The following is a 25,918-nucleotide window of genomic DNA, read 5'->3' on the forward strand; positions in this document are numbered from 1 at the left end:
TATTGAACGATAAGTTGATCGTATCACGTTTAACTTATGAAGGTGGGATGATTACACCGTCACTGGAGACCGTTCTATGCAAATTCGACAGATAATAACTTTGTCATTGACTACGCTTTTCTTGATGAGTATCTATATTTCATATGATGCGAGCGGCCAATCAACAAGCACGTTAAATCAAGCTATTCATGATCATTCAGATGTACAAGGCGGTGAAGATGCTCACAATTTGTCGAAGCAATCAACGCAGATGTACACGTGCTCAATGCACCCGCAAGTAAGATTGAGTGATCCTGATGCGAAATGCCCTATTTGTGGAATGGCATTGATACCGGTAGCAGACAATGAACCTGACAATAACAGTGAATCCGATAGCACGAGTAGCGAAAGACGCATCACGTTATCGAGTCAGGCTGTTGCGCTTCTCGATATTGAAGTAACACCCGTTATCCGTGCACCGGCGGTGATCAATATTGATCTTGTCGGCAAAATTGATTATGACGAAACACGTTTAACCTATATCACCGCATGGTTTGGTGGGCGACTTGACCGTCTATTCGTTGATTATACGGGTACGCCTGTTCGCAAAGGTGATCATCTCGCTGAAATCTATAGTCCTGCTGTATTTACTGCTCAAGAAGAATTACTGCAGGCTCTTCGTGTACAGAAAGCAGCATCGAGTGTTACAAATTTGCAAGTTAAGCGGACGAATCAGTTATTGCTTAAAGCGGCTCGTGATAAACTCAGATTGTGGGGGCTAAGTCCGGAGCAAATTAACAAGATAGAGCAAAGAGGAACTGCAAGTGAACGCGTCACATTGTACGCGCTTAATAGCGGCGTTGTAGTCAATAAAAATGCGAATCAAGGCTCATATGTTGAGACCGGTACGCGGATCTACACTATTGCGGATTTATCGCAACTTTGGTTGAACTTATCAGCCTATGAATCTGATCTTGCGTGGCTTCGATATGGGCAGACCGTTAGCTTTAGCGTTCAGGCGATTCCGGGTCGCGAGTTTACGGGAACCATTGCGTTTATCTCTCCTGTACTTAATGAGGCAAGCCGTACAGTTCAGGTACGTGTTAATGTGCCTAATACCGAGCGGATCCTAAAGCCCGGCATGCTCGCCAGCGCGGAGATTAATGCAACAACAAGCAGCGCGGGGCGTGTAATAGATCCAGATTTAGCTGATAAGTATATATGTCCTATGCACCCAGAGGAGGTGTCTAATGAGGCAGACAATTGTAGCGTTTGTGGTATGCCTCTTGTATCTGCGGAATCACTCGGCTACACCAGTATTCAAGAATTTGAAACCACATTGCCACTATTAATTCCCCGATCATCTGTGTTATTAACAGGTCGACGTGCTGTTGTATATGTCAGTGTCCCCGGTCAATCAAGGCCAACATTTGAAGGACGCGAAATTATATTGGGACCTCGGGCGGGTGAACAGTACATTGTCGAAAGTGGATTACAGGAAGATGATTTAGTCGTTACTTCAGGCAATTTTAGTATTGATAGCGCGCTGCAAATCCAAGCAAAGCCGAGCATGATGTCACCTGAAGGTGGTGGTAGTCTGCCTGGGCACGGAGGAATGGATCATGGTGATATGCAAATGATTTCTCAAAATGTTGATATGCAGGCAGAGGATACTCATACAGATCATGGTTCTCAGATTCAGTTTAATCCTGAAACAATTCCAATCGAAAAAGGCATAAATAAACTCATCAATCAATATTTGGCAATGAGCAAAGCGCTTGCAGATGATGATCTTACTCAAGCTGAAAAAAATGTAAAAGATAGTCAGGAGCAATTGCAGGAGCTATCAAAACTAATCGCCAGAACGGATGATGAGTCTGTAGAAAATTCTGATTTAGCCATGTCGAAAATCATTCAGCAGCATACTGATCAAATAGCAAAACAATGCGATGTGATGGCACAAGCGGATGATATCGAAAGCTTACGTGAACATTTCGCGCCGTATTCTACTCAAATGATTAAACTGGTGCGGGCAATGCCAAGCGGTAGTCGTGATGTAGATATTAATTTGGCTTTTTGCCCAATGGCGCGTGATTTTACAGGCGCACATTGGCTGCAAGCAGGAAAGAATATTCGCAATCCATATTTTGGCGCCTCGATGTTGACCTGCGGTGAAATCCAAGATATCCAGAAAAATGACCAGGAGGCTGGGCGGTGAACGATGACCATGATGTCCAGCTTGCAGATAGAAATGATGGCGTATTAAACCGCGTTATTGGTTTTTGCATACAGCAAAAGCTGATTGTGCTTCTCATGGCGATATTGATTGTCGCATGGGGGATTATGGTTGCGCCTTTTGATTGGAATGTTGGAGATTTGCCTCGTGATCCTGTTGCTGTGGATGCGATTCCAGATACCGGTGAGAATCAGCAAATCATCTTTACTGATTGGCCTGGCAGAAGCCCACAAGATATTGAAGATCAAATCACGTATCCATTAACTGTTTCATTGCTTGGCGTGCCGGGTGTTAAAAGCGTGCGGAGTTTTTCCTACTTTGGTTTTTCAACGATTTTTGTGATCTTTAATGATGATGTGGATTTTTATTGGTCACGCAGTCGCCTGTTAGAAAAATTAAGTAGTCTGCCTGCTGATACGTTGCCTGAATCAACGAACCCGCGTCTCGGGCCTGATGCAACCGCTTTAGGGCAAGTCTTTTGGTATACATTAGAAGGTCGTGATCCCAAAGGTAATCCAGCAGGCGGTTGGAATCTTGAAGAACTGCGAAGTGTACAAGATTGGTATGTACGTTATGGATTAATGTCAGCTCAGAGTGTCTCTGAAGTGGCGTCAATTGGTGGCTACGTACGTGAATATCAGATTGATGTTGATCCCGATGCGATGCGTCTTCATGAGATTAGCCTTGAAGATATTTTTAATACGGTACGCAACTCGAATCAGGAAGTTGGCGCTCGAACCATTGAAGTAAACCGTGTTGAATATCTGATTCGTGGCGTCGGTTGGATTAAAGGTGTTGCTGATCTCGAAAAAGCAGTTATTAAATCTATCAATAACGTGCCGATCACTTTGAATGAAGTAGCGCATATAACCATTGGCCCTGCAGAACGGCGGGGTGCATTAGACAAGGGGGGAGCAGAAGCGGTTGGTGGCGTTGTTGTAGCTCGATTTGGCGAGAATCCGCTTGCTGCAATAAACAACGTTAAAGATAAAATTGAGGAAATATCTCCCGGTTTACCAAGCAAGGCTGTTATTGATTGGGGAAACGTAAAGGCTTCTCAAGTCAGGCAATTTGCAGATACACAGAATATTGATGGCTTTATTTCGCAAAGTATGTTGCTGAATCAGGATGCCTGGCTTGAGTGGATGAACAGTCATTCATATGACAGTTGGCCTCAATGGCTAAACAAAAGCACCATTTCTATTATTCCTTTTTATGATCGTAGTGAACTGATTCAGGAAACGCTTCAAACACTTAATGATGCGCTGATTCAACAGGTACTGATTACGATCATTGTTGTTGTTATTATGGTGTTTCACCTTCGTGCAAGTTTGATTATTAGTTTGACGCTGCCACTTGCGGTATTAATGGCTTTTATCGCGATGAAAATATTTCATGTGGATGCGAACATTGTCGCATTGTCAGGTATTGCGATTGCGATTGGTACCGTAGTGGATATGGGGATCGTTCTAACTGAGAATATTCTTAAAAGGCAGCAGGAAGATTCGGGTAATACAAATTCGCAACGGTTAGTGTACGAAGCATCCACTGAAGTCGGTGGTGCGGTTTTAACTGCGGTCATGACAACCATTGTTAGTTTTTTGCCCGTTTTTACGATGATTGGTTCGGAGGGCAAGCTGTTTAAGCCGCTCGCATTCACTAAAACATTCACCTTAGTCGCATCAATTATCGTTGCACTAACAATCATTCCGCCATTAGCACATTTGATGTTTTTTGTGTGGAGGAAACGAAATGTACCGAAATTTTCATGGGGCAAGCAAAGACTACAATCTTTAGTCAAGTCATATAAGAGATTGTCTAAAACATGGTTTGCTATTAAGCGTATATATAACCGGATTCGACCAGATATTTTTATACGATGGTGTCGACGGGGTATCAATGTGCTATTTGCATTGATTATAGGTATTGTGTTGAGTTACCTATGGGAGCCATTGGGACCGGAGTCTGGATTCTTTTACAATCTACTTTTTGTCGTTTCAGTAATTGGTGGATTATTACTTCTGTTCCAGTTGTTCATACAGATTTATCCAACAATGCTGGATTGGTGCCTTCGATTCCGATGGTTATTTCTTAGTTTACCTTCATTTATATTGATAGTTGGGCTATGTGTTTGGCTTGGTTTTGCACAGATTTTTGCATTTGTTCCTTGGAGTGCCAACAAGCTTGGCATGAATACGGGAAGAGTAATTGCCAATCCTATTTGGCAATGGGGAGATAACACGTTTCCAGGTTTGGGGCGTGAGTTTATGCCAGCGCTTGACGAGGGATCGTTTCTTTTAATGCCTACAACAATGCCACATGCTTCGCTTGGACAAGCATTGGATATGATGAAGCAGGTTGATGCTGCGGCATCAAGTGTGCCAGAGGTAAAGCAAGTTGTTGGGAAAATTGGCCGAGTTGATTCGCCACTGGATCCTGCGCCGATATTCATGTTAGAGAGTGTTGTTTATTACAATGATGAATATGCTATCAATGAAGAAGGAAAACGTGTCAGACAATGGCGTGATGATATTCGTAGCCCTGATGATATATGGCGTGAAATACAAAAAGTAACAACGATCCCGGGTATTACTGGCGCGCCGAAATTGCAGCCGATTGAAGCACGTCGCATTATGCTCGAAAGCGGCTTTCGCGCACCGATGGGAATCAAGGTAAGAGGCCCTGATCTTATTTCTATTGAAAAAACCGTTCTAGAACTTGAATCATTGCTTCGGCAAATTCCTTCTATTGATCCATTGACTGTGAATGCGGATCGAATTGTTGGTAAACCTTATTTGGAAATCATTATCGATCGCGAGGCAATTAAACGTTATGGGCTATCAATAGCAGATGTACAACGTGTCATTGAAGTTGCGGTTGGCGGTGTTACAATCACGCGCACGGTTGAGGGTCGTGAACGATATGGCGTGCGTGTTCGTTATCTTCGCGAACTTCGCGATTCACCGGAAACACTTGAGCAAGTCCTAGTTACGACACCAGAAGGACAACACATCCCGTTAACACAATTGGCAATGATTGAATACAGCCGCGGTCCGCAGATGATCCGTAGTGAAGATACATTTTTAGTAGGTTATGTTACGTTTGGGCCACGTAGCGGTTTTGCTGAAGTTGATGTTGTTGAAGCGTCCCAAAAATACCTCGATAGTAAGTTGGCTAATAACGAACTGATTCTGCCTACAGGTGTGAACTACTCATTCGCAGGTAATTATGAAAATCAAATTCGAGCAAATAAAACACTGCAAATCGTGCTACCAATTGCACTCTTGATTATTTTTGTGATTTTATATTTGCAATTCAAAGAGATTACGACGACATTAATCGTCTTTTGTGGTATTGCTGTTGCATGGGCTGGTGGTTTTATATTGATCTGGTTATATGGTCAGAGCTGGTTCTTAGATTTTGATCTTCTTGGACATAACATGCGCGAGGTGTTTCAGGTTCGTCCAATTAATCTTAGCGTTGCAGTCTGGGTTGGCTTCTTAGCACTTTTTGGTATTGCAACGGATGATGGCGTTGTGATCGCAACTTACCTCAAGCAAAAATTCAAAGGTCAAAAGCAACTCACAAAGGCACGGATCCGATCTTTAACTATTGAAGCCGGTAAGCGAAGAGTTCGTCCATGCCTCATGACGACCGCAACAACCGTTCTTGCATTGCTTCCCGTGTTGACTGCGACAGGCCGCGGCGCAGATATCATGATTCCCATGGCGATACCAAGCGTCGGAGGCATGCTGATTGAATTGATCACCATGTTCATTGTTCCAGTACTCTATTGCATGAGAAAAGAAGTTTCAGTAACGAAGATGATTGACAGGACTCCCCAAAATGATATGCGGTAGCCGATTTATGTAGATATGGTTGATTAGACTATGTTGGTGAATTTCAGCAATGCCTCCACCGCTTCTGCAACATCTAGTAGAGCGGGATCTGTATAAACGTTCATCGTAAGTTCAATACTACTGTGACGCATCGCGGACATGGCGGTGCGTGGTGCTTTAGCGAGGTAGGTGCCAATTGTATGGCGAAGGGCGTGAATATCGACGACACGGCACGCTGGTCGTACTTAGCGATACTGGCTGCTGTAAGATCACGGCCGAATACACGCATCATGTCTTGTGTGATTTTGAAGAGCGGTGTGTTGTGAGTAAGCTGTAATGTGTGGTGCTTTTTGTGGGGCAGGTGGATGTGTGACCTTAGATGCTCAACAAGATCAGCACGCAACGGTATCATCGCGCCGCGACCAGCTTTTTCGTCTTTGGCCAGAAGTTCCAGATATGGGGTACGCTCATCCAGATAGACTTGCCCGAGCGTAACACTGGCTAGTTCGCTTTTGCGGAGGCCGGTATAGAGCAGCGTGCGAGAGATGAGTGACCGCTCCTTGCCGAGGAATGCGAGCTTCTTGGCTTGGCGTCTTCTGCTATTGCAGAGATGTTTCATGCCGCGTTCATAGACTTCTTCAATATTCTCCCACGTCAGTTCGGCTTTTCTTCTTGGTTTTGTCTTTGATTACGCTTTTGTGGCCGAACTCTGCAATCGGTCTGATTTCTGCTGCTCGAAGTAAGCGGTAGATTTCATCTTCGATAAGTGCACGACAAATTTCGTTTTGACATAGATATAGAGAGTGTAGGGGAGATAGTGGGGGGATAGGGTTTTATGATGGCACAGGATACGACCACCAACACGATCAGAGAGAATGCTGCCGGGCCACGGAAGGCAAGTGGCGATTCGGAATCGGTCGAGCAGCACAGTCTGCAAGATCAGATTGTTGCAGGCTGTGCTGCTCGAATCCAAGAAGGCCAGCCGATCTAAAGGACTCGGTATTCGGCTAGTTTCTATTAGCCTTGGCGGCTCAGCTGGCGGAGCAACATGATGCGTCTCTCGCATACATGATTTAAATCCAAACGTCACGATGCACCCAATCAATCGCAGCAAGCAGTACCGGCTGTGATCAGAGCGCGTTATGACGCAGCGCAAACCACACGCGAGAACGTGCGACACTGGGCGATGGCAGATAGTTACTCAGCGGATCAATCAGCATCACTAGAAGTTCGTCGCAAACTCCGTGAACGTGCTCGCTACGAAGTGGCCAACAACAGCTACGCCAAGGGGATCGTGCTTACCATCGCCAACGACTGCTTCGGCACCGGGCCGAAGCTTCAAGTTTTAACTGAAGACGTTCAAATCAATCGTCAGATTGAAAATGCATTCAGTGATTGGAGCCAAGCAGTTAATCTTGCTGAAAAACTCCGCACTATGCGAATGGCTAAAACAACTGACAGTGAAGTTTTTGCTGTTTTAGTCGCCAATCCAAAATTTGATTCGCTGGTACAGATGGATGTACAGTTCATCGAAACAGAACGCATCGCCTCCCCGCAAGATCAGTACAACTTAAACGCCAATGACGTTGATGGCATTCGACTTAACCGCCTCGGTATACCCGAATCATACACCGTATTCTGTTTGAAGCGGCACAAACTAGGATCGTGGAATGAGAGTTATTTTTGAGTCGTTGGTTGGTTAGGTAGCTGGATGCCACGGTTTTGCAGTTCGCTTTTAAGCTCATTTGCGTCATGCTCCATACCAGCGTTCTCGTAAATCCTCAGTAGGTTGACGCGCCATAAAGGATTGTTTGGCTCTAACGTAATTGCCTTTTTCTGTGTTTCAATTGCCTTTTTATAATCTTTATTTGCAGACTGAACGGCAGCTAACGTATCAAGAAAACTTGGATTTGCTGGTGAGGCATTAACCGCTTCCTCTGCTAATGACGCCGCCTCTTTATTTGCCTGAGACTGTTGAATCAAAATGAATGCAAGATTATTTTTCGCAGAAGCCAGGTCAGGATTGATTTTAATAGCTTCACGATAGCTAATCGCTGCATCATTTAGTTGCCCATTTGATTCATGAATTACACCTCGAATAAACCATGCAGTTGCTGGTGCCTCAGGTTTTGAAACAATATTATCAATAAGAGAAATGGCTTGCTGCTTAGATTCATCCATGTCAAAGCGATTGCCGACATCCCATAAACTCTCAGCTAGCAAAGCTTGCTGATCGAGATCATCAACCGGAATACTCGATTCAATCTGCTTTAGCCACGCAGCTATGGCATTTGGATTTCTAGTCGGAAGTATTGCACTTCTTAAAGCGATAGCACGCCATTCAGGGGCTTTCTCAAATAATGGCTGATAAAACTCAACAGCTTGTTGAATACGATTATCTTTTGCAAGTGCTTGTCCATAGAGAGTGAGTATTTGCGGGAAAATATCGGGTTGCTGTTGAGCCTGCTCTACATAGGGATTAAGTGTTCTGATTGCATTATAAGCTTGGTTAAGTTGAATTTGAGCAGCAGCGATTCGTGTACTTGCTTCAAGTTTTGCATCAGAACTTCGACTGATCCATTGATTCGCACTTATAATTGCATCGTTCCATTCACCAAGCGCCATATGTGCATCAGTAGCAATTCGTACAGCCGAAGGAGAATCGGGAAAATTGACAGCTACTCTATCTGCAATCTGAAGTGCTTCGTCAAATTTACCAGTTCGAAGATATATTTCAGCGATGAGATTTTGCGGAGCTAATACGCCTGGGTGTTTGTTAGCAATTGGTTTAATCAAATCAGCGAAATCGGAAGCTTTCAAATCCTGCTTGTCTGCGATCGTTAGTTCATTCAAAATTTTGGAAGATATTGTACGATTTTCAGCATCACCTAAGACACCGAGTATGATTGGCCTGTAGATCGGTTGTTCTGAAAACTTAATAATAGCATTTTGATTGTTAATAAAAGCTTTCAACGATAAATCATTGTCAATATGCTGCATAGCAGTAGTGGCCGCCGCGACAGCATCATTCCCATCTCCTCTGATGACATATCTCGCAATTAACTGCCTCCACGCATTTGGATTGTTTGGCTGCTTCTCAGTACGCTGGATGTCAAAATTGAGAGCTTTATCTAAATCTTGATGGGCAGCCGCATAGTTCGCTAAATATTGTTCCGCTACGCCATCACCTAAATTCAAGTTTTTGATTTGCGCAATAAGTTGATTAGCCTTGTTGTTTTCGCCAATTGATGCGTAATAATCAGCAGACCATGCTAATTTACGTGGAGTAGGGTTTGTTAAGAAATTAGCTAGTAGTGGTTGGAGTTTCCCGTTTTGATCAGTACGGCGATATAACTCTGCAGCAAGTAGAAGATCGTTTTCGGTTAATTGATTGTCATTTTTGAGTTTTTCAATGATCGATAACGCCAAACGGTTTTCATTCTGCCCAGCATATAAACGTGCAGCGGTACTCAGTTGATTTCCTGTAGATAAAGGCGATTGCCTAACAATATCCAATTGATTGCTTGATGAGTTAAATGATCTGATCGACTGATACATTCTTGCAAGTTCAATCGCAACACGTGGATTATCAGGATTATTTTTAGATATATTAGCTAACTCACGCATCGCTATCGGTACATTACCAGATTCCTCATACGCTTTCGCAATCATGAGTCGAGGTTCAATTCGATCCGGAAAATCATTGATGACGCTCTCTAAAATTTTAATGGCTTCTTCTGGATTACGATCCGTATTATTCGCATTGAGTAGTATTCGTGCTCTCTCAATCCTTACATTGATATTGTCAGCACCTGTTAATTGTTCTAAACGTTCTAGTGTTTTTTCAACTGACTGCAATGCGTCCGCCTCTCCGGATAGAGCTCGAATCGCAAGTTGCTGTGCACGCGCACTGTCGGGATAATTGTTGGCAATTGCTTCCCATGATTCAATATAGCGTGGATCATTATTTATTCGCCAGAATGTTGCTTGTGCGATATCCCAATTCAATTTTTCTTCATCATTGATATTCTGTTGATACTGATCTTTGAAATATTGATTTGCTTCGTTTACATTTCCCTCTGACATCATGGCGATAGACCTAGCCAATGCTAGTTGTGGATTCATCCCAAAATCGTTCTGAACTTTATCGTAAATTCGATTTGATAACCCCAGATTCATTCCTCGACTTAGGTTAGCGATAGAAAGCAAGGTTTGTTGATTGATCTCGTTATCATTGTCTAAGGCATCCAATATGACTTGTTTTGCTTGATCTTTATCATTTATTTTTTCCAATAAAGTCAGTTGCATCAGTAGGAGTTGATTGCCCTGTACGCCACGATTTTCGAGTTGTTTGATAACATTCAGTACATCGGTAGCTTGATCCTTTTGATCAGGTTTGATATTCGCAGCAGTCGCTAACGCCCATGTTGCCGCAATAGATGGGTTGGATTGATCTCGTTGTGCTGCCGCGGTTGCTAATGCTTGGGCCTCAACGGTTTTACCTTGAGCTAAATATACCAATGACAATTGTGCAAGTGGCTGTGCCCAACTTGGTCGCAACCTCGCTGCATTCTGCCATACATCTATAGCCATTTCAAGTTCATTCGAATTGTTGTATTCTTCGCCTAAAAATAAGTATAAGTATGCATATGAAGGATGATGTTTGATTGCGGTTTCAATTTTCTCAGCAGTTTCTGATGAAGAGGCATCTTGCTCAATCAAAACATCTTTTAAAGCGATACCTAATGTTTCAGATTGCGGATCATTGCTGCGTTTGATCAACGCATTGACATTCTTATCTGCCTGCTCTTCTTGATCCGTATAAGTTAACGCAATTGTTTGGTACATCAGAATACGTAAGTTTGTTGCAGGGCTTTCCGGATTGATTTCGCCAATGACATCTAATGCATCATTATACCTTGATACTTCCATTAATCTGACGATCAAGGCCTCGTGAATCAAAGGATCGTCTGTACGCGCAGCAGCATTCTGAAGGACGCTAATTGACTGTGAAAACAATCCCGAAGCATCAAGAAATTGAATAAGAGTGTTGATGTAATCCGTATCAGAAGTTTCGTATGCAGCCGCCTTCTGGAGATTTGATAAACTTTTGGAGCTATCTTGTGCAAGTTGATACACATATGACAAAATTAAGTTGTACCGTGCATCATCTGGTTTGGCAGCAGCAAGATTCTCAGCTTCTTCAATCAGTTTGTCTACAGGAACATCAAGTTGATTTTGCACCTCTATGCGCAATAATTGCATTCTGAAGTTGTCGGGATCAAGTGCAAGCACTTGATCTGCAGAGTTAAGCGATTCTTTAAAACGTCTCAATCGGCTATCAATAACCGCTTGTGCTTCCAGAGCATCTATGTTTTGAGGGTCTGCCGCGAGTAATTGATTAATGATTTGATTCGCTTCATCGTTTTGTTGAAATTGAACGTAATAATCAAGTAATCGCTCAGTAGCATCCTTATAATCAAAGTTCTGATCAACAATTTGTTGTAGCTTACCGACTGCAGCCGCAATATTGCGTCCACCAGGCTGTGGAACATTTTCATAAATTTCAACAAGCTTATACGTAGCGTCTAGATCCGTCGGCTCATTACGCACATATTTTGACATGGGCTCTAGGGCTTTGCGATAATCACCTGCGTCATATAACTGATTTGCTTGCGCATAAAGATTACTAACACGTTCTTCATTTTGATCTTGTCGATAAAACCACAAACCACTAATTGTAACACCAATAATGACAATAACCGTGAGTAGTATCACGATTCGTTTTTTAGCTGTTGCATGAAGTGCCATTGAATAAGTCCCTATTTGATAGCACCTGTTAAAGGTATTGTTTTTGCTAATTATTCTTAATGTAAGATTCGCCGTTTAGCAGTGTTTGTATAATCTGCTTATTTGATCCGACGAGTTCTTCAAATATGCGCTGCCGTTGTTCATCAGTATAATTTTTATTTGTGACTAGTTGTAATTGTGCTGCCCCCTGAAAAAATCTAGTATAGTCTGAGGCAGCTTCATTGAGGGCTTTCATGTTTGGTACAACATATCCGTTGGGTAGAATGATGAAATTTGCAACATTCAAATACGTTACGCGATTGCTACGCTGTATGCTAAATGTGTAATCAGTACCATTCATCAGGAGGCCATCTGCGTCCCAATCAACCTGCATTTCATTCGTCATTTGATAGCCATTTGCCGGGTAGCAAACAGGAGGGAAATGTCCTCGCATATCACGCGCATCTTTCGACTGAACGATCAGGAGTGATGCCGTTTCTCCGGTTTTTTTGTTGTAGTAACTACGGCTGATAATTGCATTGGGTCGTAGCAACTTGATCGCACTTGCTGGTATATCTTGGTCGCGGCCCACCCAATCACCAATTTGGCTTGGTAGAGAATATATCGAATTTTTTGCGACCGCATGAAACTCCGAAGCGTCAGAAGGCTGAGGGCGAAATACCGCTTGCAGCCCTATTCCAAGCAATAAGATCATCGCTATGAACACAATAGCGATATTTCGAAAAGAATATTGGTTTATGATTTTGCCTTTCGTCATATGCTTGTATTTATCACTCACTTTCACCTGTATGCTTATTATTATTTTTAGCGCGTACTAAATCCCCATTGCCATTATTCTTTGGGAAAACCGGTAGCTGAAGCCAGTTCAATAAATGTACAATTCCGAACATCATCCCTAGCGCAACAAGCAACATAAACCAGCCTGAATAGTCATGAAATGCCTCCGCAACCCCCTCTGAATATTGGCCATATACATAGACTGTAGGGATCAAACGGATCACGTTGCAGATCACAGCGATAACCGGACTTAGTAAAATGATCACGATACGTACCCACGTGCGAAGAGGCGTGCCAAATGCGAAAGCAAAGGATACAAGTAATAACGCAAAGATCATCCGCATACCATTACATGCCTCTGCGACCGCAACTTCAATCCCATTGTACGACATGACATTACCCGAGCGTTCAACCGTCATCCCTATTAAAACCGAAAAAAACTGGGCAATAGCTGCCGTATATGTCTGCATCGGCACAGATATTTGCGTGCGTATCTGCCCAGGTATCGGCACCATAAACGCTAGTACCACAAATGCCGGCCAAAACCGTTTAACAACGTCCCAACCTGTAAAGGTCAAAAAACAACCCGACACGACCGCAATAGCGCCCGCATGCCTGCCCGATTGAAATGAATGATTGAATCCCGACCACAACAAAACCCACCCCACTCCGATGAGTAGCGGCCCTAGAAAACTTAACCGCAAATTGCACAGCGGAATCTGATCTTTCCTTACAGAAACTAACCACACCAATATAATTGGCACAAGAAAAATATGTGAAGCCTCTTCATCAGTTAACGCAATGTGCCATATATCCATCCACTCCGAGAATGTCGCCCAGATACCGACTAACATCAATGCGACAATCGCCCCTAGACGCCCAGCCGACCACATCATAGGCATTGCAGTGATGCGCTTACCATCATCAGGTTGGCTTGAGTGTATACTCGCATTGTCGGTCAAGTCTTGATCCTTCATTCGTTGCCTGAACTATAGGTCGTGACTGGTTCAAACAGACTTCGGGATCTTAAAACCCAGACAGTATTCACCCTAATAGCTAATCGGCTAAGCAGAATTATCAACCCATAGATATATGATAAACAATCGGAATGCTAAGTGCTAAGGATAAAGTTCTTCATTCATTTTTAGGAATAAAACGTTCAAATCGGAACTTTGGTAAGCTATCTGACACGTATTGAAGGATCGGCATCAAAATTGGATAAAACAGTTCCGACAACTAGAACATACACAGTAACGAATGAGCATGACGGCTCTCGCCTTGATCAGTTCATTGGCAGCCATCTCGAATTATCACGCAATCAAGTCAAGCGACTCCTCGAAGCAGGCCTTGTATCACTTAATAACCGTTCAATCTCGGCTACAGCCAAAGGCAAACTTCTCCGAACAGGCAGCACTCTCACCATTCAATTAAATCATCTCGAAACATCCTCATTAGGCGCACAAGAACTCATCCTGCCTGAGCATATCCCTCTTGCCTCGCTCATTCTCACGCAAACTCAAGACGCCATCATCATTAACAAACCCGCAGGCATGCCTGTTCATCCACTCAAACTTGGCGAGACAGGTACAGCACTCAATGCGATTGTTGATCAATACCCAGCAATCCAAGGCATCGGTGAAGGCGGTCTCCGTAGTGGCGTTGTTCATCGACTTGATGTCACCACCTCAGGTACACTTCTCGTCGCACTCATGCAACCCGCTTGGGAGTACTACCGTCAAGCCTTCGCAAACCATCAAACAGAAAAAGTCTATCACGCCCTCGTGCAAGGCCGCATCAACACATCTCAACAGCTCACCGCACATCTCGGCATCACTCAGCACAAACCCGCCAAAATAACTGTTTTTGATATACCCCCTAAACATTCACATGTCGATACCCGTATTTGCGATCTTAGCTATTCACCGATTAGGCATTTTGAAAACGCGACTCTTTTACGTATATCACTTGGCACAGGCTTTCTCCACCAAATCCGAGCCATGCTATCTCACATCGGCTACCCAATACTCGGCGACTCGCTATATAACGGGCCAACAACCGTCATGGCTCATTCCAAATCTGTTCCATTCCCAGTCTCTCGTCCAATGCTCCATGCCTATTCTCTTGCACTCGATAACATTCGCGCGCAAGCACCGTATCCTCAAGATTTCCAAAACCTCATGAATGATCTTAATTAATTTAATCGCATATTAAGTTGTTCGTGCTAAGGCAATAGTTGTGGTATTAACACGGATGACTTGTTACGCATCCTCTCATCCTATCCACGTTTGACGCCTACAACATATGCAATCCAATCTTGCCGATCAGGATATACATCCGCAGGTTTATAGTACCCATCACTTTGCCCAATCTCAGTGTTGTAAACGTCACACCAAACTTCTGAATCATCAAACCCCGCCTCTATCATCATCGCCTGCAAATCTGCCAAAGACCAAAGACGCCAGTCGTAACAGAACGCATCAACGAGTCGTTCTCCATTCTCTCGTTCAAAATGGATTCGACAATCAATTCGTTGATTGCGAGCATCGTATGAACGTTGTTCCCATTGATACTTAATCTTTAAATCCTGTTCCCCCGGTACAACCATGGCTCTTTCCTGAACGCCAACCTGCTTCGACCCCGCGCCGCCAAACACATCCATCACAAATATACCATTATCTAATAAGCACTTCCTCACATGTTTGAAATACGCAATCAACTCCAGTTTTGAATGGTAGATCAACGTGCTGAAATTCATACTCGCCACAATCTCCACCTCTGGCTCGTTCACATTCATCACATCATCAACCAGAATGATCACGTCCTCGCTACGCTCCTGAATTTCATGTGAAATGAATTTATCCGCCCATACTGCCGTCGGATAGTCAATCTCGATAGCAAGCGCACGGTTATCTTCATCCATCATGACCCACGCACTACTGATGGCACAAGTTCCCGCAAAATCCTCACGCAGCAGTGTAGGCTGCTCTCCCTCAAAATAGTGCATATAGACACGTTCTAAAAACGCAACCTCTGCTTCCGGGTGCTGTACCGCAGAACGATACAACATCAACGGGTCCTGAAACACATCATGATGATTACTATCTAAACTCATCACTGAATTCTAGGTAGAATCGCGCATCGACTCAATCGCACACACAACTAATTACAAACCCCATGTTATTGGATCGCTCTTATGCCAGATTCACACGGTATTTTCAGATAGCAAGCCTCGCATCATCGAATCTCGGCCGCAGCTTTGCTATGGCCGATAGTGTAGTTATCTCACCCGCAAGTAAACGTACCTTTCAGGTTACGACTAACAATTCTCTCTGCTACAAAACTGGAACCCACGTATGTCAGATGCCGAACGAAGACGATTAAAGGAAGATGCAGAGCGTGAGAAAAACTGGAAACGTTGGGGACCGTACCTCGCAGAACGCCAATGGGGCACTGTTCGTGAGGATTACTCGGCCGATGGCGATGTCTGGGACTACTTCACACACGATGATGCAAGATCACGCGCCTACCGTTGGGGTGAAGACGGCCTCCTAGGCTTTACAGATCGTGAATGTCGGCTTTGCTTTTCAGTTGCCCTTTGGAATGAAAAAGATACCATCCTCAAAGAACGTCTCTTCGGCCTCTCCGGTAACGAAGGAAACCACGGCGAGGATGTCAAAGAACTCTACTACTACCTCGACTCACTCCCCACTCACACCTACGCCAAAGCTCTCTACAAGTACCCTCAAGCAGCTTTCCCCTATGACGATTTGGTTAGTGAAAATGCACGTCGCGATAAGACCATGCTCGAGTATGAAATACTCGACACCGGCGTCTTCGACAATGACGCATACTTTGATGTCCAAGCCGAGTACGCCAAAGAATCTCCCAACGACATCCTGATCCGTCTCACGATCACAAACCATAACACCATTGAATCACCTCTTCATATCCTCCCCACACTCTGGTTTCGCAATACTTGGGTCTGGGGATGCACTCACGAAGGTTGTGGCCTTAAACCTCACATGTCCGCAGATAACGAAACCCGAATCCGTCTTGATCACGAAACTTTAAACCGCTTCTACTTCGAGGTATCGCATGGCCCGAATGACATCAAACCTCAACTGATCTTCACAGATAACGAAACCAACACGGACCGCTTATTCAAAACACCCAATAATACCCAGTATGTTAAAGATGCTTTTCATGATTTCATCATCAATGGTGACCATGCCGCAATAAATCCCAAAAAACAAGGCACAAAAGCCGCTGCATGGTACCGACTCAGCGTCCCGCCCAAGTCTTCTATTATTCTCAATCTCAGGCTTTATTCAGAAGAAGAAACCCCAACGCAAATCTTCGGTAATGACTTCGATAAACGATTCGAAGATTGTATCGAAGAAGCCGACACCTTCTATAGCCAACTCATCGCCGGCAGCTTGTCCGATGAAGAAAGAATCATCTCACGTCAAGCCTACGCAGGCCTCCTCTGGTCTAAACAGTTCTATCACTATGTCGTTAAAGATTGGCTTCAAGGCGACCCCAATATGCCCGGGCCGCCTGCCGAGCGAAAAAAAGATACACGTAATCGTGATTGGCCCCACGTCTTCTCTCGTGACGTCCTCTCGATGCCCGACAAATGGGAGTACCCATGGTTTGCAGCATGGGATCTTGCCTTCCACATGATTCCCTTCAGCCAGGTCGACCCCGAGTTCTCTAAGTATCAGTTAGAAGTCCTTCTTCGCGAATGGTACATGCATCCCAACGGCCAAATTCCCGCCTACGAATTCGCTTTCGGTGATGTCAACCCGCCCGTCCACGCATGGGCTTGTTGGCACGTTTTCCACTCCACCGCACCACGCGGCAAACGTGATCGCGCATTTCTCGCACGCTCCTTCCAAAAACTACTCATGAATTTTACATGGTGGGTCAACCGAAAAGATCCACATGGCGACAATCTCTTCTCCGGCGGATTCCTCGGACTCGACAACATCGGTGTCTTTGACCGTTCTCGACCACTTCCTCATGGCGATCACCTCAACCAAGCCGACGGCACCGCATGGATGGGCTTCTATGCCGCCGTTATGCTCGGCATGGGCCTCGAACTGGCAAGCACCGATGTCGCCTATGAAGACCTTGCCTCCAAGTTCTTTGAACACTTCGTTGCCATCATCGACGCCATCAACTCCTTCGGTGGCTCCGGTCTTTGGGACGAAGAAGATCAATTCTACTACGATCAACTCCTCGTCGACGGCTCCGACAAACCGCTCCGTATCCGTTCTCTCGTCGGACTCATCCCTCTCATCGCCGTACTCGTTATCGACTCCAATGTCATACAGCACACCAAAGGTTTCCGAAAACGCATGAACTGGTTTATCGAAAATCGGCCCGAACTCTCTCGCCACATCACCAAACGCACATGCCCCAAAACCGGCAACACCCGCTACCTCCTCGCCATCCCACCTCGTGAACGACTCGAATCCATCCTCCGCTACATGCTCGACGAAGATGAATTCCTCTCGCCCTTCGGCATTCGTTCGATGTCCAAAGTTCACGCCAAAAAACCTTTCACCCTGAAATTCGACGACACCACCTACCGCGTCGATTATGAACCCGGCGAATCACGCACCGCCCTTTTTGGCGGCAACTCCAACTGGCGAGGCCCCATCTGGCTCCCCATCAACTATCTCATCATCCAAGCCCTCCAACGCTATGAACGCTACTACGGCGACGACTTCCTCATCGAATGCCCAACCAACTCAGGCAACATGCTCACGTTCGGCGAAGTCGCTATCGAAATCCAGCAACGACTTACCAAGCTCTTCCTTAAAAACAAAAACAGCATCATCCCCTGTCTCGGCCACGCCGCCGATTGCCTCCAATCTGACAGCTTCCAGGACCTCCATCAGTTCTACGAATACTTTCACGGCGACACCGGTCGTGGCCTCGGTGCCTCTCACCAAACCGGTTGGACCGCACTCATCACCAACATCTTCCACAATATCGCCGAGCAACGCAGCGCTCCAAGCTAAAACGATAGCCCAATGTTTCATAGGGCCTCCCAAAACCCGCTAATCCTCTCACCAAGCACATCTCACGAAAACAATTGCGCTTTTTCCTCAACCCCATATTGTGAATCCCTTCTCATCTCGCTATAAAATACCCCTCAGTCGCCTACACAACCCAAGAAAGGCAGAGTGCAATATGTATCGAGTTGGTGTTATTGGCTTAGGCATGATGGGACTCACCCATATCGAAGCGTGGAGCAAGAACCCACAAGCAACAATTACCGCCATCGCCGATCAAGACGCAAAACGTCTATCGGGTGAAGATGTCGCTGCCGCTAATCTCGACGGCCTCGCCGAAACTAATTTTGACTACAACACCGTCAAAAAATACACCGACGCTTTCGAACTCATCGCCGATCCCGACATCGACATCGTCGATATCTGTCTCCCCACACACCTTCACCTCATGTTCACCAAAGCCGCCGTCGAAGCCGGCAAACACGTCCTTGTCGAAAAGCCGCTCGCACGCAATTTCACCGATGCGCAAGCGATCGTCGAAATCGCGAAATCAACCAACAAAATCGTGATGCCCGCACAATGCATGCGTTTCTGGCCCGGCTGGGATTGGCTCAAGCAAGTCATCGACAACAAAACCTACGGCAACGTTCTCTCCGCAAACTTCAAACGCATGGGCTCCCACCCCAAAGGCGCCTTCTATGAGAACGGCGACCTAAACGGTGGCGGCCTCCTCGACATCCACATCCACGACACCGACTTCATACAATTCCTTTTCGGCATGCCTTCCGCCGTCTCCTCCACTGGCTACAGTTTCCACACCAACAAAACCGATCATGTCGTCACACAATACTTCTACGATCAGGTTCCACTCGTCACCGCTGAAGGCGGCTGGTGGACTGTCGATGACACCCCCTTCGTCATGACCTATACCGTCACATTCGAAAAAGCAGTCGCCATCTTCGACATCGCGCAAGGCAGCCACGTCACCCTCAAGCAACCCAATCAAGATGCAGTGCAACTCTCCATGACCGGCGAGATGGGTTACCAAAGTGAAATCAATTACTTCGTTGATTGTGTCAAAAATAATCAGCAACCCACCATCGTCACGCCGCAAGAAGCTGCCAACACCATCAAGATCTCCGAAGCAGAGCAGGGCAGTGTCGAGCAAGGCAAAAAAGTGTATCTGTCATGATCTAAGTGGTATGATGGAGATCATCATTTGCGGGTGTAGCTCAGCAGGATAGAGCACCGGTTTCCGGAACCGAAGGTCAGAGGTTCGAATCCTCTCATCCGCATTCATCCCCCCCCCCAACTCCCCCCATTTTTTCTCTTCCACTCCCACTCTCATGCACACTTCTATCAAGCCCATGACCGCCGGTCATGGGGTGTTTTGCATCATAACACTCACTTGCCTGCAAGCTGTATCAATGGCATAATCTCATCCTCCATATTTCCCCTCTAAATAATCCAGATACTCGTTGGCATCCAACCCGCTCTCGGTTTTACATTACAGTAAAAACATCATGACCTACTTATAGCGGTAAGCGTAGAAAACACCGTTTACGCCTGCGTTACGCTTGCCATCCACTCGCTCGCGGGCTTGCTGTGCAGCAGTGTGGACTGTTTGTGCGTCCTATGGCACCCCCATTCAGAAATACCACTCAATGAACGAAGTGTGACGCTGTGACGCATCACTCCGTTCAGGTAGGACAAGGGTCGGCTGGAGGTTTTATTTTACATTGCATGCTTTACATCGTTGTTCTGGTCTGAGCGTCCAAGATCGTATGGTATAAACACCTGTTATGAAATCAGAATTATGTGGCAAACTTAGGAATCTCGCCTGCAGCATCTTGGCATACTTGGCAATGCGTTTGTTGCCGAATTTGCTCGCATTCAATTATTTTCCCCGGAATCAATCTTCAGCATCTCTTACAATAGAGATGGTCTGTTACAAACTTTGAGAATAATAAATAGCGATCCTACTACACCTGTTAAATCTGCTGTGTACTAAGTTGATATGCCCAATCAGATAATCCAACTTCTATCTGCTCAGTTGATTTTTTCTCATGCTTTTTTGAAACTAATTTAAGGTTCTCTAGGAGAACCTCAAATAAAATGCCGCAATGATCCAATCTCATTTGGCATCATTTTTGGCATCATTATTTTTCTTATTATGCTGCTGTAAAATCATCTCATTATCACTTTTGTTTATTGAAGATATCGCCATATATAGATGATATCCCGCAAAAATCAATGATATTGCTAGTAAGGTTGCCCAAATGCAGGTTGGTATTTTCCGCTCTAAAGCTTTCACAGAGTGCTCCGCCTATCTCAATGTATAATTGACCAAGTCATTTAATATGAAATATTGCTCAGTAATACATTCTACCTCAGATATAGTGTCCACGCGGTTTTTTCAATTGTGGTAACTTTAGCATCGGGAATTGTTTGCGGTGATGTGGATCGCCTGGCCCAAATACCCTTCTGCAGCGTTCTGAACATGGCAAACAATTATTTTTTCTTCCTAGCCTAATGCCTTCATCTTCCCCTGCAATATCATTAGATGAATCTTGCCCAAAATCCCCACCAGACCTAATTTTAGGATGCTCAGTAACACGATCCCAAATCTCGACCAACCCCTCACCAAATATGCCTAATTTCTTCGACAAGATACAGGCGGCAACGCAATGTCTATATTGACCTCCATCTCCAGGTTTTACTCGACTTTCTGCATCCCAAGCACTCCATGGTCCACCATCATTTGTGTATATACTTTTCCATTACAACATGTTTCACGCAGCGGCTTATATGGGGTTTTATTAGGACCACATGTCGGTTTTTCACATCTAAATTTATGATCTCCAGGCCCTAGTCCTACAACACTTGTGCCGAGTGGATCATTGTGTTTTATGGAGGCACTTATTATATATTGATATAAATTCAGTCCATCATGATATCCACCACCTGTACGGTTTTGGTTAAGCGAATCTCTTTGCATGAACCGTCCAAGCTTAGGATTGTACATCGCCATCGCATCGGTCGAACAAAGCATCATCGTGAAAGTCGCCATGAGAATTGGCAGGATAGATTTCATATGTACCATATATTTGCCCCTTATATATGGGTAGCAGAAAGCAATAAGCAACTTCATTGTCTACATACCATCACAGTCGCCATGACTTGTGTGGCAGGTTGTGAATCACCGCATTTTTAAACTGCGTTTGTTCTTGCTACCCTTCAGACCCACTCTCTGACACTGGCGTTTCATGGCAATAGTACTTTTATTAAGTCTATTTGCTGTGGAATTTTCCCTCCAAATAATCCAGATAACATCTCACATCTAACCCACTCCCCGTCGCGCGTTCACATAACTCATCCGCCTTATACTGCTGTCCATACTGATAAACATGTTCGTTCAACCATGCTCTAATCTGTTCGAAATCCCCACACCTCACCGCATCATCAGCATCCCTAATCTTCGCATAGAGCTGCGCTGCATAAATACTCCCCAGCGTATAACACTGGAAATACCCAAACCCGCCGCATGCCCAATGAATATCCTGCAAATACCCCTCCCGATCATCTGTAATCTCAACCCCTAATTTCTCCCAATACATCTCTCGCCATGCTTCAGGTAAATCCTTCATCGTAAGTTCACCATTCAGTAACTGACGTTCCAAATCAAACCGCACCATCACATGCAGGTTGTAACTCACCTCATCCGCATCCACACGTATCGCCCCGGCCTGTACGCGGTTCACCTGTCTAAACCATGCCTGTCCAGATAGCCCATGAGCGTCATTTAACCAATCGCAAAACGCTTCGCCCCGCCCCACCATATTCTCCCACAGTCGCGCCATCGCCTCATGAATTCCAAACGACGCCGCTAGCCCAGTCGGCAACCCCCACGCATTCTCTCTAAGCCCCTGTTCGTACAAGGCATGGCCTAACTCATGGATAGCTCCCAAAATACCACATGAGCAGTCATCTACTTCATACCGACTCGTTAGCCGCACATCATCCCGCCCCATCTCCGTACAGAACGGATGTGCCGATTCATCAATTCTACCTCTCTCAAAATCAAACCCCATCGCATCTGCAATCTGTCTAACTAAATGCTTCTGCTCTTCGATCGGCATCGCCAATTGATAATCATCCTCAGCCGCTTGTTTTTCACAGTTTTTCAGCAGCTCACGTAGTCGTTTTTCCATGTCCCCGAATACTTGTTCAATCCATTTCGCGCTGCAACCCGGCTCATACTCATCGGCAAGCGCGTCCCACATTTCACCATCCGTCTCCCATCCCAGGCAAGCCGCTTTCTCACGTTGCAATTCAATCATTTCCGTCAATAATCTTAAATACGCATCATCATTCCCGCTCTCTCTTGCCGCAATCCATGCTTGCTCTGCTTCGCCCGCTTTTATTGCAATCGTTTTAACCAGTTGAGGCGACAACTTCCTCAGTTTTTTGTACTCATACTCAATTTTCCGAACATTAGCAGCTAGCTCTGCATCCAGTACACGAGCATCGCATGCAGTGATTAGATCGCCTATTTGTGGGTTAGATCTTTTATGATGCGTGATCTCCGAAAGTAATCCCATCTGCTTCGCGCGTTGCCGCCCACCCTTCCGCGGCATCAAGACCGACAGATCCCAATGTAATTGGCTAAAACAACTCCCTACCATCCATGCCTCGCGCCATTGCCGCATGAGTTCCAAATATGCTTCATGATTTTCCAAATACATTCTCCCGCTAATATTCCGTATCCTAACAATCCCCCCCGAAACGACTATCGATACAACCTCACTTTTTCCCACTCACCCATTCCGTAACCCCGCATGTGAGCATTCGCAATCTAACCATACCTCAATAGAACCATATTGCTTATAGGGTATTTCATCATCAATAGCACTTTGTTCATTGACATCCAGATTCAATTTGTAAACAACGCTTTAACTTCATGCCGTATATACATAAAAATTAGTGCTTTTTAGACTTTTTTTTATAACCTCAAACTGACACGGCCAAACCATATGAATCAAACATTGCTTGCTGCCTCATCAATCAATCAAGACGATGAACGCTCCATAGAAGTTAATCAAGCCATCGATATCGCATTGAACGATATCAAAACACTTGGTTGCAAATGTGAAATTCATACCTACGGCCATGCCATCACCATCTATGAAGCTCGTATCCTTGATCACCACAAAAATGTTCTAGCACTCGGTACCGGCAAAGGTGAGTATCCCTTCAATAAGGCCGGCGCAATCTTCGAAGCTATCGAACATTTCTTTGGCATGAGCAATCTACCCGCACCACAATCCCTTCAAACCATCAACACGCAAGTACTTGCAGATCAATCTGTCGCGCATGAATACCTACCGCTCAAACTTCTCACAGATTTCCCTCATCAAGATCTATTCTGTTCAACCTATCACGAGTACAACCAGCCCAACAACAAGCTCATTCTTCCAGCTTTCCTTTGGGCGCCAGAGATTCTTTCGCGTTCCGAATACATCTGTGATTCTCAAAACGTGCAGCTTTTTTCATACCTCATGAAATATTCCTCCAACTCCGGTATTGCCTCAGGTCTTACCACCCAAGACGCTCTTCTTCACAGCATTAATGAAGCCATTGAACGTGATGGCCTCGGGGCGTTTCTCTATCAATATTGCTACAAACAAACTTCCAGTAAGCTTCCTGTGATCGATAAGGAGTCTTTGCCAGAACCCCTCAAATCGAACATCCAAGAGATTGAACAACACGTTAATGATCAATGCATTCTCATTAACGCAACGACCAATCTTCGTGTACCAGTCATCGCTGCTATCTTTAAGAATTATCACAAACAACAGCTCATTCCCGCACCCGGATTTGGCGCATCTCTTTATCCAGAAATTGCCATAAAACGCGCAGTTCACGAGGCGCTTCAGATTATGTTCGCAGCCGAGAACTATCACGATCAACGCGTCGCTTCATGGAAACGTGATTGGCAACGTGCCCAACAATCCGATGCCTACGCTCGCTGTACGCAATTCAACCTACAGCCATACCTGGACAACGACCGCCTTGATTTCCAATCTTTCGAACGATTACATCACAAGTCAGTCACTCTCGACGCGCATGCACACGTGAATCAACAAATATCACGTCTCATCTCTCGACTTAAAAAATATAACCTCACCGTGTACATGCAAAATCTAAAAAAACTCAAGAATGGCACAAATGTAGTTAGTGTTCAAATACCCGGAGTCAGTTTATTCTACTTAACAAGTAATGGTATGATGATTCCACCACATAGCCGAACAATCACTTGTATGAATCCAAACTGATCAACGAATAATAAATATTAAATCAACGATAAACCATTACACAATACGTGTTAATCACAGGTTTGATTTACGAAGTAACACCTACTATGGTTCACAGTAACTCGCTGATTTAAATGTAAGAACTACTAATAAAGGAACATAATATGAATAAATGGAAAGGCGGCTTCCTCGCCTCGGATAATGATGATAATAAACTGACTGACTCAGAACGCGAAATGATTGAAGATAACAACACAGACTAAGTGTTTATTATTGCATGTTAAAAGAGCAGGATATACTTCGTGTCCTGCTCTTTTTATTTATAGTTACTAACAGTTTGTATATCAGCTGCCCCAATCGCTGTTCGTCATAGCATACAGGTTTAAATCCACACGTCTCCCTCGCCATGTCGCGACTCCGCGTTGGCATCCTTCATAAACAAAACCAGCCAATTCAGCAACACGGCAACTTTTCAAATTATTAGGTTCAACTTGAATGACGACGCGCATCAAACCCATCTCGTTAAACCCATATGCCAACATTGTCCGTATCACCTCTCGCATTAATCCCCGGCCTCTCGCATTACCTGTCAGCCAATACGTCATCTCAGCCGATGCTAAGTGAATAGCTTTTTCTTGATTTTCCAATTCTCGCCACGACTCAAATCCCACCTCGCCCACAATTTTCTCATCATGCAGAATGACCATGTAAACCGCTTCACGCCGCTTAAATTCTCCCATTGCCTTCTCAATAAATCGCTCCGCCGTATCAACCCCGTACCGCTTATCCGCCCATAAAAACCACTCGGACAAGTCCTCATCATTCGCCAATACCACACGAGATAACTCAGCCGCATGACGCTTCTCAACCAATTCCAAATTAGTCCGCTCATTCACCTTAAGCCGCATCACATATCCCTGACCCCACTATCAGTTCTAT

General features: G+C 44.9%; 17 protein-coding genes and 1 tRNA gene. 9 read left to right on the forward strand and 9 right to left on the reverse strand.

Annotation, left to right across the window (positions count from 1 at the left end):
* The first annotated feature begins 76 nt into the window (after positions 1-76).
* Together KS4_RS05240 and KS4_RS05245 are read left to right on the forward strand one after the other, a co-directional pair.
* Positions 77-2,197 (forward strand): efflux RND transporter periplasmic adaptor subunit, encoded by a 2,121-nt coding sequence (locus KS4_RS05240; protein ID WP_145075593.1) that lies wholly within the window; start codon positions 77-79, stop codon positions 2,195-2,197.
* On the forward strand, positions 2,194-6,075 hold the full coding sequence (locus KS4_RS05245) for an efflux RND transporter permease subunit (RefSeq protein WP_200761598.1): 3,882 nt from the start codon (positions 2,194-2,196) through the stop codon (positions 6,073-6,075). The genes KS4_RS05240 and KS4_RS05245 overlap by 4 nt, the downstream gene beginning before the upstream one ends.
* A gap of 100 nt (positions 6,076-6,175) precedes the next feature.
* Here KS4_RS05245 and KS4_RS05250 read toward each other — a convergent pair whose 3' ends face one another.
* Positions 6,176-6,673, reverse strand: a complete 498-nt coding sequence (locus tag KS4_RS05250) for a site-specific integrase (protein WP_145075596.1) — start codon at positions 6,671-6,673, stop codon at positions 6,176-6,178.
* Positions 6,674-6,892: 219 nt separating this feature from the next.
* On the opposite strand from KS4_RS05250, the gene KS4_RS17510 reads away from it, so the two are divergent.
* Together KS4_RS17510 and KS4_RS05255 are read left to right on the forward strand one after the other, a co-directional pair.
* Positions 6,893-7,045: a hypothetical protein gene (locus tag KS4_RS17510; protein WP_234698855.1), complete on the forward strand. Its 153-nt coding sequence runs from the start codon at positions 6,893-6,895 to the stop codon at positions 7,043-7,045.
* A gap of 135 nt (positions 7,046-7,180) precedes the next feature.
* On the forward strand, positions 7,181-7,741 hold the full coding sequence (locus tag KS4_RS05255) for a phage portal protein (RefSeq protein WP_145075599.1): 561 nt from the start codon (positions 7,181-7,183) through the stop codon (positions 7,739-7,741).
* Here the strand turns inward: KS4_RS05255 and KS4_RS05260 are convergent.
* From KS4_RS05260 to KS4_RS05270, 3 genes are read right to left on the reverse strand one after another with little or no spacing between them, the layout of a single operon-like run.
* Positions 7,732-11,865 (reverse strand): tetratricopeptide repeat protein, encoded by a 4,134-nt coding sequence (locus tag KS4_RS05260; protein WP_145075602.1) that lies wholly within the window; start codon positions 11,863-11,865, stop codon positions 7,732-7,734. The genes KS4_RS05255 and KS4_RS05260 overlap by 10 nt on opposite strands.
* Before the next feature lie 46 nt (positions 11,866-11,911).
* The gene (locus KS4_RS05265) at positions 11,912-12,649 is read right to left on the reverse strand and encodes an exosortase-associated EpsI family protein (RefSeq protein ID WP_145075605.1); all 738 of its coding nucleotides are present in this window, start codon (positions 12,647-12,649) and stop codon (positions 11,912-11,914) included.
* On the reverse strand, positions 12,636-13,604 hold the full coding sequence (locus tag KS4_RS05270) for an exosortase/archaeosortase family protein (protein WP_200761600.1): 969 nt from the start codon (positions 13,602-13,604) through the stop codon (positions 12,636-12,638). Before KS4_RS05270 ends, KS4_RS05265 begins: the two co-directional genes overlap by 14 nt.
* Before the next feature lie 252 nt (positions 13,605-13,856).
* On the opposite strand from KS4_RS05270, the gene KS4_RS05275 reads away from it, so the two are divergent.
* Positions 13,857-14,837 carry an RluA family pseudouridine synthase gene (locus KS4_RS05275; RefSeq protein ID WP_145075611.1) on the forward strand — a complete coding sequence of 327 codons (981 nt, stop codon included), beginning with the start codon at positions 13,857-13,859 and terminating at the stop codon, positions 14,835-14,837.
* A gap of 80 nt (positions 14,838-14,917) precedes the next feature.
* Here the strand turns inward: KS4_RS05275 and KS4_RS05280 are convergent, their stop codons facing one another.
* A complete protein-coding gene (locus KS4_RS05280; protein ID WP_145075613.1) occupies positions 14,918-15,754 on the reverse strand; it encodes a hypothetical protein in 837 nt (278 codons plus the stop codon).
* 241 nt (positions 15,755-15,995) lie between these two features.
* Here KS4_RS05280 and KS4_RS05285 point away from each other — a divergent pair, with 241 nt between their 5' ends.
* The 3 genes from KS4_RS05285 to KS4_RS05295 all read left to right on the forward strand — a co-directional run bounded on the left by KS4_RS05285 (position 15,996) and on the right by KS4_RS05295 (position 19,960).
* On the forward strand, positions 15,996-18,671 hold the full coding sequence (locus KS4_RS05285; RefSeq protein WP_145075616.1) for an MGH1-like glycoside hydrolase domain-containing protein: 2,676 nt from the start codon (positions 15,996-15,998) through the stop codon (positions 18,669-18,671).
* A gap of 172 nt (positions 18,672-18,843) precedes the next feature.
* Positions 18,844-19,857 carry a Gfo/Idh/MocA family protein gene (locus KS4_RS05290; protein WP_145075620.1) on the forward strand — a complete coding sequence of 338 codons (1,014 nt, stop codon included), beginning with the start codon at positions 18,844-18,846 and terminating at the stop codon, positions 19,855-19,857.
* A gap of 29 nt (positions 19,858-19,886) precedes the next feature.
* Positions 19,887-19,960: transfer RNA gene (locus KS4_RS05295), tRNA-Arg, on the forward strand.
* Positions 19,961-20,799: 839 nt separating this feature from the next.
* Here the strand turns inward: KS4_RS05295 and KS4_RS05300 are convergent.
* The 3 genes from KS4_RS05300 to KS4_RS05310 all read right to left on the reverse strand — a co-directional run bounded on the left by KS4_RS05300 (position 20,800) and on the right by KS4_RS05310 (position 23,404).
* Positions 20,800-20,979, reverse strand: a complete 180-nt coding sequence (locus KS4_RS05300; protein ID WP_145075622.1) for a hypothetical protein — start codon at positions 20,977-20,979, stop codon at positions 20,800-20,802.
* A 402-nt stretch (positions 20,980-21,381) separates the two neighbouring features.
* Positions 21,382-21,768: a hypothetical protein gene (locus tag KS4_RS05305; protein WP_145075625.1), complete on the reverse strand. Its 387-nt coding sequence runs from the start codon at positions 21,766-21,768 to the stop codon at positions 21,382-21,384.
* A 187-nt stretch (positions 21,769-21,955) separates the two neighbouring features.
* Positions 21,956-23,404 carry a carboxypeptidase M32 gene (locus KS4_RS05310; RefSeq protein ID WP_200761601.1) on the reverse strand — a complete coding sequence of 483 codons (1,449 nt, stop codon included), beginning with the start codon at positions 23,402-23,404 and terminating at the stop codon, positions 21,956-21,958.
* A gap of 294 nt (positions 23,405-23,698) precedes the next feature.
* On the opposite strand from KS4_RS05310, the gene KS4_RS05315 reads away from it, so the two are divergent.
* The gene (locus tag KS4_RS05315; RefSeq protein ID WP_145075631.1) at positions 23,699-25,000 is read left to right on the forward strand and encodes a YcaO-like family protein; all 1,302 of its coding nucleotides are present in this window, start codon (positions 23,699-23,701) and stop codon (positions 24,998-25,000) included.
* A gap of 323 nt (positions 25,001-25,323) precedes the next feature.
* Here KS4_RS05315 and KS4_RS05320 read toward each other — a convergent pair whose 3' ends face one another.
* Positions 25,324-25,887: a GNAT family N-acetyltransferase gene (locus tag KS4_RS05320; RefSeq protein WP_145075633.1), complete on the reverse strand. Its 564-nt coding sequence runs from the start codon at positions 25,885-25,887 to the stop codon at positions 25,324-25,326.
* Between the last annotated feature and the right edge of the window lie 31 nt (positions 25,888-25,918).

The organism is Poriferisphaera corsica (genome assembly GCF_007747445.1).
GTDB classification, from domain to species: Bacteria; Planctomycetota; Phycisphaerae; order Phycisphaerales; family Phycisphaeraceae; genus Poriferisphaera; species Poriferisphaera corsica.